This is a genomic window from Streptomyces sp. NPDC043812 (assembly GCF_056436245.1).
In genome coordinates, this window is the sequence record NZ_JBWKCY010000013.1 from 152446 (window position 1) to 165956 (window position 13511).

The following is a 13511-nucleotide window of genomic DNA, read 5'->3' on the forward strand; positions in this document are numbered from 1 at the left end:
CGGGCTGCCACGCTGAAACCGTGATCATCATGCGTACCCTCACCGCCGGTGTCGTGGTCGCGGCCCTGACGGGCGCACTCGCCGCGACGGTCCTGCGGGGCGGCTACGTCAGCGACCCCTTCGGGCTGTCGTGGTGGTACGCGGCGTGCTGGGTGCTGTTCGCCCTGGCAGTGACGGCGGTGCGCAGGGCGCCGGTACGGCACGCGGTGGCGCTGGTCCTCGTGGGCGGTGTGGCTGTCGCGGCGACCGGTCTGCTGGCTCCACCGCGCACCAGTACCGACTCGTACCGTTACGCGTGGGACGGCAGGGTGCAGGCGGCCGGGATCTCCCCGTACGACCACCCGCCCGCGGACCCGGCGCTCGCCGGGCTGCGGGACGCCTGGCTCTTTCCCACGGGGGCGGCGTGCGAGGTTGCGGAGCGTGCCCGCATCCCGGGTCCCGCGGGCGAGGCGCACTGCACGCGTATCAACCGGCCTCGGGTGCACACCATCTATCCGCCGGTCGCGGAGGGCTGGTTCCTGCTGGTCCACGCGGTGTCGCCGGACGGTGTGCGGCACAAGGCGCTGCAGACCGGCGGCGCACTGCTCGCGGTCGGCACGACCGTGGTGCTGCTTCTGGTGCTGCGCAGGCACGGCGATCCGCGCGGGGCGGCCTGCTGGGCGCTGTGTCCCGCCGTTCCGGTCGAGGCGGTGAACAACGCGCACGCGGATGTGCTGGGGGTACTGCTCGCGGTGGCGGGGCTGGGTGTGGTGGTGCACGGCCGGGTACGCGGCGGGATCCTGCTCGGCGCGGCGGTGGCGACGAAGCTGATGCCGGCGGTGGTGCTGCCGGGGGCGCTGTCGGGGGTGCGGCGGCCGCGGGACGCCGCCGCGGTGCTGCTGCCCGCGGCGGCGGTGGTGGGACTGACGTATCTGCCGTACGTCCTGGTGTCCCGGGGCTCGGTGTTCGGCTATCTGAGCGGTTACACGAAGGAGGAGGGGTACGACGACCCGGCCGCGCGCGGCCGCTACGCCCTGCTGCGTCTGGTGCTCCCGGACGACTGGGCGCTGCCTGTGGTGGCCGTCGTGCTGGCGGGCGTGGTGGCGTACGTGGTGCGGCGCGGTGATCCCGAACGTCCCTGGAGCGGCGCACTGTTGGTGACGGGCACGGCGTTCCTGCTGCTGACTCCCGGCTATTCGTGGTATGCCCTGCTGCTGGTCGCCCTGGTGGCGATGGACGGGCGGTGGGAATGGCTGGGGGTCGCCGCGGCGGGGGCGGCGAAGTACGTGACCGTGCACACGGACGCCGACCCGGAGACGGTGGGAACGACGGCGTACGCGATCGCAGCGGGCATGGTGCTCGCGGGCCGGGTGCTGCGGCGTCGCGCGGCAGGGAAGGCGGGCGTCGGCGGCTGACCGTCGCGGGTCGCCGCCGACGTGGCACGCCGAGCCCCGTCGGTCATCTGCTGTGCCGGAACTGCGCGCGGATCTCGCCGGGTGTCAGGACGCGGTCGAGGAACATCAGGTCGTCCATCCGGCAGTCGCAGGGGTTGCCCTCCTTCGTGTTCTGCGGATAACTGCCGCCGATCTTGATGCCTCGCGGGTCGCTGGCGGTGGCCGTGTCCGGTTCGGGGGGTCCTTCGACGGCCCAGGGGTCGCCGGTGAGGGTGTAGGAGCCGGGCAGCGGACGGCCGTTGCGGTACAGCGCCATGGTGGCGTCGTCGTAGTCGAAGGTCGCGGCCAGGAACACCCACGTGTCCCGCGGCAGCAGGTCCTGCCAGTTCCCGTCGGCGGCGAACGTCTGCGAACTGCCGCCGTCGACGCGGCGGCCGAGTGCCACGACCTTCATCTCGCCGTCGACCGTGATGAGTTCGAGGAGGGCGCGCACGTCGTGCCCCTGCGAGGTGCCGGAAAGAACACCGGCGAGACCGATGGCGCCGTAACGGTCTTCGGGGTCGGCCGAGTTGGAGTTCGGGAACGGATTGTCGCCGGTCATCTTGAACCAGCCCATGACCGTGGCCCCGCGGACCCCGTTGAAGGCTTTCAGGGTCGGCACTCCCCCGGGTCCGTAGACGCCTGCCTTCCAGTCGTCGTTGCTCTGCACCGTGGGTGAGATCTGCCGGGTGCGGAGCACGCTGCCACGGTCCTCGTCCCACACCCGCATCCGTGTGCCGCCGCCGACGAGCCGGATGTCGGTGCCCGACCGGCCGCGGTCACGTTCCCAGGCGGGGGCGCCGGGGACGGGATGTCCGAAGTCGTAGTGCGCGACGAGATTGCGCTGCACGGTGGGGAGTACGGGGTCCGGCACGCCGCCCGCCGGTGCCGCCGCCGTGGCGCACAGTCCGGCGGCCAGGACGAGGGCGAGTGTGCCGTTACCTCGCATCGGACACCTTCCAGACCTTGCCGTTGGCCTTGGCGAGGACATAGAGCTCGCCGGAGCGGTCGGTGCCGAACCGGAGGTCGACGCGTGCGTCGCCGGCGAGCGCCTGCATGGTGGTCCGTGTGCCGTCGGAGTCGAAAATCTGGAGCTGGTGGACCTCGGCGAGCGGTCCGCCGCGTTTCATGCGCGCGACGTCGGAGGAGAAGATGCGGCCCCCGACGCCCTCGGCGTAGATGTACTTCCCGTACAGCTCGGGGATGTGCCGGCCCCGGTAGACGAAGCCGCCGATCAGGGCGTTGCCGCTGTCGGCGCAGGGCCTGTCGGCGGGCGGGTTGTGGTCGAACGCGGCGACGGGATACGTGTAGCCGTACTGCGCGTCGTCGGCAGGGAGCGGGAAGACGCCGCACGTGGGATTGTCGTCCTTGCGGTAGGCGAAGGGGCCTTCGCGGTTGCTCCAGCCGAAGTTGTCGCCGGCCCGCACGTCGTACACGGACTCCACGCGGTGCTCGCCGATGTGCCCGACGAACATCTGGTGGCGGCCTCCGGTGTCCCAGCTGAAGCGGTGGGGGTCGCGGAGCCCGTAGGCGTAGATCTCGCCGAGCCGTCCGGGCTGTCCCGCGAAGGGGTTGGTGGCGGGGATGCCGTACTTGCCGCCCGCGCCGTCGTGGCCGAGCGGGTCGATCCGCAGGATCTTGCCCTGGGGGGCGGTCAGGTCCTGCGGCACGGCGCCGCCCACGCCCGCCGCCCCGTCGCCGACGGCGACGTACAGCAGCCCGTGGTCCTGGTCCCAGGGGCGGGCGTTCGGGTTGAAGTTGATCTCCTGGATGTCGTGGTAGGTGTCCTGGAATCCGAGGCGCATGACCTCGCGCCGGGTGCCGGTGAAGGTGTCCGCGGCGGGGTCGTCGGCGGTCCATTCGGTGATGACCGAGTGGATGCGGGTGACGGCGGGCGCGGCGAGGTCCACCGGCTTGGTGGTGAGCGCGTCACGGGCCTCGGTGTGGACGGTGTAGAACTTTCCGTTGGCCGCGAACCGCGGGTGGAAGGCGACGAAACCGAAGCCGCTGCCGAGTCCCTTGTGCGACCAGAAGTCGGGTCCCACGGCGGCGGCGACGTCGAGGTACCGGTGCGATCTGCCGTTGCGGTCGAGGAGGTGCAGGCTTCCGTTGAGGTCCGGGACGTACAGCCGCCGGGAGCGGTCGGGGATCTCCCCGAGGTAGTTGATGCGGGCCCAGCGTTTGAGCCGGGCGTCGGTCGGTGGCGGGACGGACTCCGACTTCGGCAGCGTCGCGAACTCCTCGAGCACGAGCCCGTGCCGGGAGACGGTCGGGTCGGGCAGCGGGTCGGCTATGGGTCCGTCGTCCTGTGCGCTTGCCGGTGGCGCGAGAAGCGCCATCAGGAGCACTCCCGCAGAAATGGCTAACCGGCTCTTTCTCCGCTGGGGCATCCAGTTCACCTCGTCGAGTCGAACGGCATAGAAAGCGCTTCCTCAACGTGCCTGCGCCAAGCTACCGATCGCGGCGGAGGGCGGCAAGGGGTGCGATGCCGAGGATGTGACGCGGGGTCGGGTCCTCCCGTCGACGGCCGGGACGACGACTCCTGGCGGCGCGTCGCATCCCTTTGGCCCACGGCGGGCAGAGAAAGGGAATGACAACTTCCGCCGAACGGACCGACCCGCCCGTACGCTCCCGTCGCGCACTGCTGGCCGGTTCGGTCGGCAACTTCGTGGAGTGGTACGAGTTCGGGGTCTACGGGTACTTCGCGACGATCATCGCCGCGAACTTCTTCACCCCCGAGGGCGGCAGCGACGTCGAGGGCCTGGTGAAGACCTACGCCTCGTTCGCGCTCGCCTTCTTCTTCCGTCCCGTGGGGGCCGCCCTGTTCGGGCGGATCGGCGACCGGATCGGCCGGCGGCCGACGCTGATCCTCGTCATCGGACTGATGACCCTGGCGACGACCCTGATCGGCGTGCTGCCGACGTACGCGACGGCCGGGGCCGCCGCGCCCTGGCTCCTCACGTTTCTGCGCATCCTCCAGGGGCTGTCCGCGGGCGGCGAGTTCGGCGGCGCCGTCTCTCTCATGACGGAGTTCGCTCCACCGGGGAAACGCGGCCTGTACGGGTCATGGCAGTCCTTCACGGTGGCGCTCGGGTTGCTGGGCGGCGCGGGTGTTGCGGCGCTGCTCGCGACCGTTCTCACCGAGAGTGCGCTCAGCGACTGGGGCTGGCGGCTGCCGTTCCTGCTGACGCTGCCGCTGGGGGCGGTCGCGCTGTGGCTGCGGCTGCGCCTGGAGGAGACTCCGAGCTTCCGGCGGGTGGCCGCGGAACCTGTGCCGCCACCCCCGACGGGCGAAGTGGTGCGCGCGATCCTGCTCGGGGCGGGGCGGATCATGGGCTGGGCGGCCGCGGGTTACACGTTCCTGGTGGTACTGCCCGCCTACCTGCAATCCGTGCTGAACGCCTCGTTCCAGGAGGCCCTGGTGGCCACGGTCCTCGCCAACCTCGGTTTCGCCGCCGCCATCATCCCCGCGGGCGCGCTCAGTGACCGGATCGGGCGCCGCGCGGTGATGCTGAGCGGCGCCGTGCTGGTGGTGGTCCTGGCCCTGCCACTGATCAATCTGCTGCAGGACACGGGCAGTTCCACGGCGCTCAAGGGGGTCTCGGTGTTCGTCGCGGGCGCCGTGGTCGGCCTGCTGGCGGGACCGGGACCCGCGATGCTCGCCGAGATGTTCCCGACACGGGTGCGGTACACGGGTCTGGGACTGGCGTACGCCCTGTCCAACGCGGTGTTCTCGGGCTGCGCGGGGCTCATCATCACCGAACTGATCAAGAGGACGGGCAACGTGGACATCCCCGCGTACTACGCGGCGGCGACCTGCGCGGTCAGTGTGTTCGCGCTCCTGAGTCTGCGCGGCGACGACCATCGCGGAGCGCTGCGGTGAGGGTCGTGGGGCTGATGTCGGGGACGTCGTACGACGCGATCGACGCGGCTGCGGCCGACATCCGGCTCGAGGGCGGCACACTGACCGTGACCCCGCTCGGAATGATCAGCGGCGGGTACGACGACGCACTGCGGGCGGCGCTGTCCGGCGCCCTGCCGCCCGCGGCCACCACACTCGCGGAGGTCTGCCTGCTCGACACGCGGATCGGCCAGGCCTTCGCCGAAGCAGCCGTACGCGCGGACCGCGAACTGTGCGCGGGGCGGGCCGAGCTGGTGGCATCGCACGGCCAGACGGTGCACCACTGGGTGGAGGACGGACAGGCGCACGGCACGCTCCAGTTGGGGGAACCGGCGTGGATCGCGGAGGCGACCGGCCTGCCGTTGGTCTCCGGCTTCCGGACCCGTGACATCGCGGCGGGCGGTCAGGGTGCGCCGCTCGTGAGCCTGATGGACGTGCTGTGGCTGCGCGGCCGGCCCGGGGTCCCGGTCGCCCTGAATCTGGGCGGGATCGCCAATGTCACCGCCGTCCCGGCCGGGGGCGACCCGGTCGCCTTCGACACGGGTCCCGCCAACGCGCTGGTGGACGCGGCGGTGCTGGAGATGACCGGCGGCCGCGCCTCGTACGACGCCGGGGGCGCGCTCGCGGCGGCCGGGGCCGTCCACCGGCCGCTGCTGGAACGGCTGCTCGCCGAGCCGTACTACCGGCTGCCCGCACCGAAGACGACGGGCAAGGAACTGTTCCACCGGGGCTATCTGCGGGCCGCACGGGAAGGTTTCGGTGCGCTCGCGCCCGAGGACGTGGTGGCCACGCTCACCCGGCTGACGGCACGGACCGTCGCGGACGCGGTCCGGCCGTTGGGTGCGACCGAGGTGATCGCCTCGGGCGGAGGCACGCGCAATCCCGTGCTGATGGCCATGCTCGGCGCGGAGCTGGGCAAGATCCGGCTGCGTGTGTCGGACGAACTGGGACTGCCGGCCGCGGCCAAGGAGGCATACGCGTTCGCCGTGCTGGGGTTCCTCACCGCGCACGGGCTGCCCGGGAGCGTGCCGTCCTGCACGGGTGCGCGAGCCGCGCGGGTGCTCGGCTCCCTCACTCCGGGAAGCGGTCGGCTGCAACTTCCGGCCACAGGGCAGGACTCGGTCAACTCCCTCATCTTTACCGAGCGTTGATCGCGCGCGTACGCTGCATCACCATGACCTCATCCGTCACACCGGTGCGCAGGGCAGCCCTGTTCGCGACCGCGAGTGCCGTTCTCGTTTCGACGCTGCTCGGCACCGGCGCTTCGGGCGCCGCGGCGGACGTGCCGGTGACGGAGGCGGCGAGGGTCGTTCCGGTGCAGACGACGGGCCCGGCGGACAAGCGCTTCAACCTGGTGGTGCTCGGCGACGGTTACACGGCCGACGAGCTGCCGGAGTTCCGCGCGGACGTGGAGACCCATCTGAGCGTGCTGTGGTCTACGGAGCCGTTCGCCTCCTACCGCTCGTACATCAATGTGTGGGCGGTGGAGGTCCCCTCCCCCGAGTCCGGTGTCGACTGCGATCCGGGCCTCGACGCCCCGCGCCGCGACACCCCGCTCGGCATGGGCTTCTGGGGCGGCTGCAACCCGGAGAGCGTGCAGCGTCTGCTGACCGTGGACAGCGGTGCCGCCACCGCACTGGCCGATCTGGTGCCGGGGACGGCGGACGCGAACCGGCAGATCGTGGCGCTCGCCAACAGCGACACCTATGGCGGCGCGGGCGGCACCTATGCCACCGCTTCCGGCGGCAACCCCCTGTCCTCCCTGATCACCCCGCACGAGATCGGCCATTCGCTCGGCAAGCTCCAGGACGAGTACGACTACTACGCGCGCGGGGTGCCCGGCGGCACCTACGGCGGCGGCGAACCGGCCTCCGCCCATCACACCCTGCTGACCGAGGAGCAGATGCGGGGGCAGCGCGCGAAGTGGTGGCGCTGGCTGGGCGAGGAGAGCGAAGCCGGCGGGAAGATCGGCCGCCACGAGGGCGGGATGTACAGCACCCAGGGTGTGTGGCGCCCCAGCAAGCACTCGATCATGAAGACCCTCGGGTACCCGTTCGACCAGGTCGAGCGGGAAGTGATGGTGCAGAAGATCTCCGCCAAGGTGAACCTCGTCCAGGACCACACCCCGAACACCGCACCGGTCGGTGACGACCGGACGGTCTGGGTGGACACGTTGCACCCGGTCGGCGGTGAACTCGACGTCGTGTGGCGGCTGGACGGCGAACGGCTGCGTGCGGTGGGCGACGCACGCACCGTCGATCTGCGCCGGCTCCGGATCCCGGCCGGAACACATGCGCTGACGGCGACGGTCTCGGATCCCACACCGTTCGTACGGGACCCGGCCGCGCGCGCCTCCTCCGCTCTCACGCGCACGGTGACCTGGACGGTGGACACCGCCGCGACGACCAGTCCGACGCCTGTGGCCGCCGCCTTCACGGACCACACCGGGACCGCCGCACCGGTCGGGGCCGGCGCGGTCGTGTACGCCGACACCACGCACCCGGCCGACCGCACACCTGTGGTCCGCTGGGCGCTCGACGGCCGGCCCGTCGCGAACCCCGGCAACGACCGTGACCTGGACCTGGGCAGGCTTCGCCTGCGGCCCGGCACCCACCGGCTGACGGCCTCGATCCCGGGTACGGACGCGAGGCTCGCCTGGACCGTGGACGCGGCGCCGGCTACGGGCGCGTACGCGCTCTCCGAGCCGCTGCGGACGGTCCACCGACCCGGCCGGCCGGTGGAGTACGTCTACGACGGCCCGTTCACGATGAGGCTGACCGCCGAGGACGACCAGGACGGCTATGTGGTGCGCCAGTTCAGGGTCGACGGCGACGGCTGGCAGACGTACTACGGGTGGCCCACCGACGCCGACGCCCCCTATCGGTTCACCCCGCAGGGCACGGTGATCGACGACCTCGTGTACGGAAAGCTCGGCACGCCCCGTGCAGTCCCCTGGGACGACGCCACGCCCGACTACGGCACCCACACGATCGAGCACCGCACCGTCGACCCTGCCGGGAACATCTCGTCCGCGAAGCGGTTCCTGGTGACTCTGCTGCCCCCGCGGCAACAGGTCAGCTGACCAGGAAGTCCGCCTTGCCGGACTTCGCCCCCTGGATGAACGCGGCGATCTCGACGGAGGTGTAGATGAGAGCGGGTCCGTCCGGGTCGGCGGACTGCCGCACCGCGACCCTGCCGTCGGCGAGCTTCATGGTCTCGACGCAGTTGCCGCCGTTGCCACCGCTCCAGGGTTTGTGCCAGCCGTCCTCGCCCAGCTCACCTGCGGGCATGCCGTTGTATATGTGAATCATTCACAGCTCCTTGCGGAGTTCATGGAGAATCTCCTTCGTACGAGGTGCCGTTGCGGCCTGTGCCGCCATGCGGTCCATGACCTCCAGATGCGTGGCGACCTCGGGGCGCGCGTCGAGGTAGACGGCTCCGGTCAGATACTCGCTGTAGACCATGTCGGGCAGTTCCGGCATGGCGAACCTGAAGAGCACGAACGGCCCGTAGGTGCCGGGGTGGTGCCCGCTCGCGAACTCCGCGATCTGCAGGGTCACATGGGGCAGTCGCGCACAGTCGAGCAGCTTCTCGACCTGTGCCCTCATCACACCGGGTCCGCCGACCGGCCTGCGCAGCACCGTCTCGTCGATGATCACCCAGAGCCTGGGCGAGTCGGGCCGTGCGAGCAGCGACTGACGCTCCATCCGAAGCGCGATGTAGCGCTCGACGTCCTCCGGGTCGGTGTGCCCGATGGCCCCGCTGTACATGATCGCCCGCGCGTAGTCCTCCGTCTGGAGCAGCCCGGGCACGAACTGCGGTTCATACGCACGGATGAGGCTTGCCGCCCCCTCCAGGCTGACGTACATGCTGAACCAGCCCGGCAGGACGTCATGGAAACGCTGCCACCAGCCCGGCTTGTTGGCCTCCTCGGCCAGCTCCACGAACCCGCGGGCCTCTTCCTCGCCGATTCCGTACGCACCGAGCAGCAGCTGGACATAGGGAATCTTCAGCGCGACCTCGGCGGTCTCCATCCTGCGGATGGTGCCGGGGGCGACGCGAAGGACCTTGGCGGCTTCCTCGCGTTTGAGACCGGCCCGCTCCCGGAGATCCTGCAGGCGCCTACCGAGGACGACCTGTCCCACAGTGGGGGCGGACCGCGGTTCACTCACTTCGAGACCTCCCCACGTGCAGTGTTGCGAGCAGTGTGCCACGGCACCTCTGCGATGAATATGCCCACTCTGGATTTTTCACAGTGGGCCTTGTCAAGGTGACTGGTGCAGCGGGAGGATGGTCGTGTGAACCGTGACGCGCTCACCACCCCCCTCCTGGACGCGAGTCCGGACACCACCCTTTCCCCGTACGGCTTCGAGGTGGCGGCGCGCGTCGAATCCGTCTCGCGCGCGAGAGCCCTGGCCGCCGAGCGGCTCCGCCTCTGGGCGATCGACGACGACACACGTGACACGGCCCTGCTGATCGTCTCCGAACTGGTCACCAACGCCGTCGTGCACACCGACGGGAATCTGGTGTCCTGTCATTTCCTCCGCTCCGACTCGCTGTTGCGCATCACCGTGCAGGACCAGGGCTCCGCCCCCACAGGTCCCCGCGTCTGCCACGGTCTGGAGGAGGAGCGCGGGCGGGGGCTGCTGCTCGTCGAGGCGGTCAGCAGTGCCTGGGGGACCTACGACTGCGAGCACGGCACCGGCCGGGTCGTATGGGCCGAACTGTCCGACGGCGACGAGCCGTTCGAGCCGGAGTGGCCGTGCTGATGTGTCTGACGACGCTCCTCAACCGCGGAGCGCGCCACCGTCCGGCCCACCCTCCGCCCCGCCCCACCGAGCAGCCGCGCCCGGTCCACGGACACCGGGAGGCCCGGCTCACCCTTCTCGATCTGCCGGCGGCCCTCCCGGCAACACTCGGCTGCGATGCCGTCGGCGTGCCCGCCCGCTTCGGCTTGCGGCTCCTCGGCCGCATGCCGGCCAGCGGCTGTGTCTTCGCCGACAGCCAGTGGTGGTGGTGGATCGTGCCGGCCGGCTCCGACCTCGACCTCCTGTGGCCGCTGCCCGCGCACTACGCCCACGGAGCGCGGGTGCCCGGCGAGGCCCCCCGGCTGATCCGCGAGCCCGACGGCCCCAGCCCTTACACGCCCCCCATTCCGCTGTACCTGATGACCTGCCAGCTCACCGGCACCACGCCGCGGTGGCCTGCCGGGCTCGGCACCGCCCGCATCGCGTGACAGCCGCCGGGAACGGGGTCCGCCGACCTCGGCGGGCGCCCGCCGGATAGGCTTCTGTGCATGTCAGAAGCCGATACGAGTCCGGAGCGGCAGGGGCTCACACCCCGTCAGGCCCGCCATGTACGCACAGCCCTCTCCGCCGCCATCATGATCGCCGTGGGTGCGGTTCTGGTGCTGCGGCTCGGCAGCACACACTCCGTACTCACCCTGGGCTTCTACGGCATGGCCCTGATCCTCTCGGGCAGCGCGCTGGTCCTCAGCCGCGCCGGGCGCACCCGCTGGGCGACGCTGGTGCTCGGCGTGGGTGTGGCGGTGGCGATCGGCGCCGAGTGGGCGCTGGCGGCGATGCGCTGAGGCACAGGCAGGGCGCGGCCGGCCCCCGGGCCGGCCGGCCTCAGCCGCCCGAGACCGCCCGCAGATGCGACTTGCCGCGCCGCACTCCCGGTGCCGCCGAGCGGCTCTCGCGCAGGACCAGCGTGAGACGGGTGTAGCCCTTGTCCCGCAGCCTCGCGGGGGTCTCGTCCACGATCCTGCAGTCGGTGCGGCCCCACCGCGGATCGGGGTGGTTCAGCGGCCGCACCGCTCCGTCGTGGTGGATCGCGGCCGCGCCCACCGCACTCATCCAGTGCGACAGTCCGCAGCGGTAGGCCGCATCCATGATCGGGTCCAGGGCGATGTCGTCACGAATGGCCTGAAGCGCACCGTCCTCGCCCTCGCCCTCGCTCTCCAGGGCTCCGGCGAGCTGCGCCATCAGCGGCAGGCACCAGCTCGTCTCGTGCTCCACGAGCACCGCGGGGGCATCGGGGTGGAACAGCGCGAAGCGCAGGAAGTTCTGATGGGGCATGGCGGTGGGGTGTGGGCCCATCGTGCGGAACAGGGCGTCGTAGGCCGGGTTCGTGTGGGTCACGTCCCAGCGCCGGTCGAACAGCAGCGACGGCAGCGGTACCGCGTCCATCAACGCGCCGAAATCACGCAGATAGGCCTGCGTCTCCGGGTCCACGGGCTGTGGCGGCCGGGACGGCGGCGCGGGCACCGGCGGACGGACCGGGACAGGCGGATGGAGGGGGCCCGAGGGGTGCGCCGGGTACGGCGTGCGCGGCGGCCCCGAGGGCGGGATCGGTCCGGACGGCCGCAGCGGGGCGTTCCACTCCCGGTCGGTGCCGCGGTCCGCCGCGAGCCTGCGCACCCGGGTACGCAGGGCGGAGTCCATCTCCAGGGCGTCCATCAGTGAGGCGAGTGCGGCCTCCTCGATGTCCTTGACCGGGCTCCGCTCCAGGCCGGCATAGGTGTAGGCGCTGATGCCCAGGCGGGCGGCCACGTCCTCCAGGCCGAGGCCCAGTTCCTCTCTGCGCTGCCCGAGGAGGTCGTCGACGCGCTTCGCACGGGCGCTGCCGCGTGCGGTGCCCGTACGGCCGTACGGCCGCCCCTGGGCGCCGGGGCGTTCGACGCCTGCCTCGTACGTCATCGAGAACGCCACCTTTCCGAAGCTTCTCGAAGTCCTGCCAAGCGCCGCTGCGGCAGCCCCCTTTGGATCTTCATGCTGCCTGGCGATCCTGCTACCGCGGACCCGACTATGTCAACTATCGTGGCATTCACGGTCGTTGAGCGCGCGATTCCCGCCACAGCTGTGGCAAGACCTGGCTGCATTCCCTCGAAACGGTTAATCTCCCGTCAGCCCCTTGAGTGCGGGGCTGTCCCGCATGATCTAGGAGACCTACTGGTGACGGACGGCTTCTCGGTTCCGGGTCGGGCCGCGGGTGACTCCCTTGCGGCATCGGTCGCCCGGGTCGCCGATCTTGCGGACAAGCTCGGAATCAGCCATGACAAGGTCTTCGACCTCCATCTGCTCTCCGAGGCCTCGGGCGTACCCGCCGATGTGGTCCGCGCCCTGCTCGAAGGACGGCCGGCCGGCGAACGGGACCTCCAGACCCGCTTCCTGCAGCGCTTCGACCTGCTGCGCACCACGCGGCTCAAGCCCAACGGCCGCCGGTACACCCAGCAGGAGATCGCCGACGGTGCCGGCATGTCGCGGCAGCAGGCCGGGGCCCTGATCAACGGGGACCGCAGGCCCACCATGGAGCACTGCGACGCGATCCAGCGGTTCTTCAAGGTGCACGCCGGATTCCTCACCGCGGAGGACACCGACGCGCTCGACGGCGCCCTCCAGCGCACCGAGCAGGGGCTGCTTCAGGACTTCGCCGGGGAAAGCGACCCGCTGGAGCGGCTGTTGCAGGACCATGGGGTCCGTGGCATCGCCTGGCGGGCGGCGCAACTGCCCACCGACAAACACCGGGACAAGGTCACGGAATGGCTCGACATGCTCCTGGAGAGCGTCAAGCCGACCGAACCCTGATTCCAGGACAGGCTTGGAGTCGTACGTGTCCCAACCGGTACGGGCGGGGAGAGGAGAGCGGTGAGCATAGGCAAGGACATGCGTCGGCTGTGCGGCGAGCTGGTCGCCGGGATCGACCTGCCCGCCCCCGCCGACCCCGCCGATCTCTACGGCGCCCTGTGCGACGGCATGAGCAAACGCCGCGGCCGGCCCGTCCGTTACCGCATGGCCTCGTTCCCGCCCGGCACCGCCAGCGGCCTCTGGCTCGACATGGCGGACCAGGATCTCATCGTGATCGAGGAGCGCACCGCGCCGGATCACCAGCTGGTGATCCTCGGCCACGAGCTGTGGCACATGAAGGCCGGGCACTGCAGCCACCACGTCGAGGGCGCGGCCGTCGCGGCGCGTCTGCTGACCGACGAGGCCGATCTGCAGGCCACCGTGCTGCGGGTCGCCGCACGGTCCCGTTCCGACCAGGCCGAGGAGCGCGAGGCGGAGAGTTTCGGACTGCTTCTGGGCAGCAAGTGCCGTGCCTGGCTGGCCGGTTCGACCGGCCGTGGGCCGACTCCTCGGGACGGTCTGGCCGGACGCATCGAGGCCTCCCTGGGGTACCGCGGGCCACAGGGCTGA

The 13511-nt window shown here is 71.1% G+C and carries 14 protein-coding genes; 9 read left to right on the plus strand and 5 right to left on the minus strand.

What is annotated here, in order from left to right:
* Positions 1-29 precede the first annotated feature (29 nt).
* On the plus strand, positions 30-1394 hold the full coding sequence (locus AC067Z_RS20600) for a glycosyltransferase 87 family protein (RefSeq protein WP_478790993.1): 1365 nt from the start codon (positions 30-32) through the stop codon (positions 1392-1394).
* A gap of 43 nt (positions 1395-1437) precedes the next feature.
* Here the strand turns inward: AC067Z_RS20600 and AC067Z_RS20605 are convergent, their stop codons facing one another.
* Together AC067Z_RS20605 and AC067Z_RS20610 are read right to left on the minus strand one after the other, a co-directional pair.
* The gene (locus AC067Z_RS20605; RefSeq protein WP_478790994.1) at positions 1438-2361 is read right to left on the minus strand and encodes a LamG-like jellyroll fold domain-containing protein; all 924 of its coding nucleotides are present in this window, start codon (positions 2359-2361) and stop codon (positions 1438-1440) included.
* Entirely contained in the window at positions 2351-3751 is a 1401-nt protein-coding gene (locus AC067Z_RS20610) for a PQQ-dependent sugar dehydrogenase (RefSeq protein WP_478790995.1), read from the minus strand. Before AC067Z_RS20610 ends, AC067Z_RS20605 begins: the two co-directional genes overlap by 11 nt.
* A gap of 251 nt (positions 3752-4002) precedes the next feature.
* Between AC067Z_RS20610 and AC067Z_RS20615 the strand changes: the two genes are divergently transcribed.
* The 3 genes from AC067Z_RS20615 to AC067Z_RS20625 are packed head-to-tail and all read left to right on the plus strand — an operon-like array spanning position 4003 to position 8395.
* A complete protein-coding gene (locus AC067Z_RS20615) occupies positions 4003-5295 on the plus strand; it encodes an MFS transporter (protein WP_478790996.1) in 1293 nt (430 codons plus the stop codon).
* A complete protein-coding gene (locus tag AC067Z_RS20620) occupies positions 5292-6464 on the plus strand; it encodes an anhydro-N-acetylmuramic acid kinase (protein ID WP_478790997.1) in 1173 nt (390 codons plus the stop codon). Before AC067Z_RS20615 ends, AC067Z_RS20620 begins: the two co-directional genes overlap by 4 nt.
* Before the next feature lie 23 nt (positions 6465-6487).
* A complete protein-coding gene (locus AC067Z_RS20625; RefSeq protein WP_478790998.1) occupies positions 6488-8395 on the plus strand; it encodes a M64 family metallopeptidase in 1908 nt (635 codons plus the stop codon).
* Here AC067Z_RS20625 and AC067Z_RS20630 read toward each other — a convergent pair.
* Positions 8388-8624 carry a DUF397 domain-containing protein gene (locus AC067Z_RS20630; protein ID WP_478790999.1) on the minus strand — a complete coding sequence of 79 codons (237 nt, stop codon included), beginning with the start codon at positions 8622-8624 and terminating at the stop codon, positions 8388-8390. The two genes, AC067Z_RS20625 and AC067Z_RS20630, sit on opposite strands and share 8 nt — an antisense overlap.
* Positions 8625-9485 (minus strand): helix-turn-helix domain-containing protein, encoded by an 861-nt coding sequence (locus tag AC067Z_RS20635; protein ID WP_478791000.1) that lies wholly within the window; start codon positions 9483-9485, stop codon positions 8625-8627. It lies immediately after the preceding gene.
* 126 nt (positions 9486-9611) lie between these two features.
* Between AC067Z_RS20635 and AC067Z_RS20640 the strand changes: the two genes are divergently transcribed.
* From AC067Z_RS20640 to AC067Z_RS20650, 3 genes are read left to right on the plus strand one after another with little or no spacing between them, the layout of a single operon-like run.
* Complete coding sequence (locus tag AC067Z_RS20640; RefSeq protein WP_478791001.1) at positions 9612-10082, plus strand: ATP-binding protein; 471 nt, start codon at positions 9612-9614, stop codon at positions 10080-10082.
* Positions 10082-10549 (plus strand): hypothetical protein, encoded by a 468-nt coding sequence (locus AC067Z_RS20645; RefSeq protein ID WP_478791066.1) that lies wholly within the window; start codon positions 10082-10084, stop codon positions 10547-10549. The genes AC067Z_RS20640 and AC067Z_RS20645 overlap by 1 nt, the downstream gene beginning before the upstream one ends.
* A gap of 60 nt (positions 10550-10609) precedes the next feature.
* Positions 10610-10903, plus strand: a complete 294-nt coding sequence (locus tag AC067Z_RS20650) for a hypothetical protein (protein WP_478791002.1) — start codon at positions 10610-10612, stop codon at positions 10901-10903.
* Positions 10904-10943: 40 nt separating this feature from the next.
* Here AC067Z_RS20650 and AC067Z_RS20655 read toward each other — a convergent pair whose 3' ends face one another.
* A complete protein-coding gene (locus AC067Z_RS20655; RefSeq protein WP_478791003.1) occupies positions 10944-12014 on the minus strand; it encodes an MmyB family transcriptional regulator in 1071 nt (356 codons plus the stop codon).
* Positions 12015-12269: 255 nt separating this feature from the next.
* Here AC067Z_RS20655 and AC067Z_RS20660 point away from each other — a divergent pair, with 255 nt between their 5' ends.
* Positions 12270-12902 carry a helix-turn-helix domain-containing protein gene (locus AC067Z_RS20660; RefSeq protein WP_478791004.1) on the plus strand — a complete coding sequence of 211 codons (633 nt, stop codon included), beginning with the start codon at positions 12270-12272 and terminating at the stop codon, positions 12900-12902.
* Positions 12903-12980: 78 nt separating this feature from the next.
* Complete coding sequence (locus AC067Z_RS20665; RefSeq protein ID WP_478791067.1) at positions 12981-13511, plus strand: toxin-antitoxin system, toxin component; 531 nt, start codon at positions 12981-12983, stop codon at positions 13509-13511.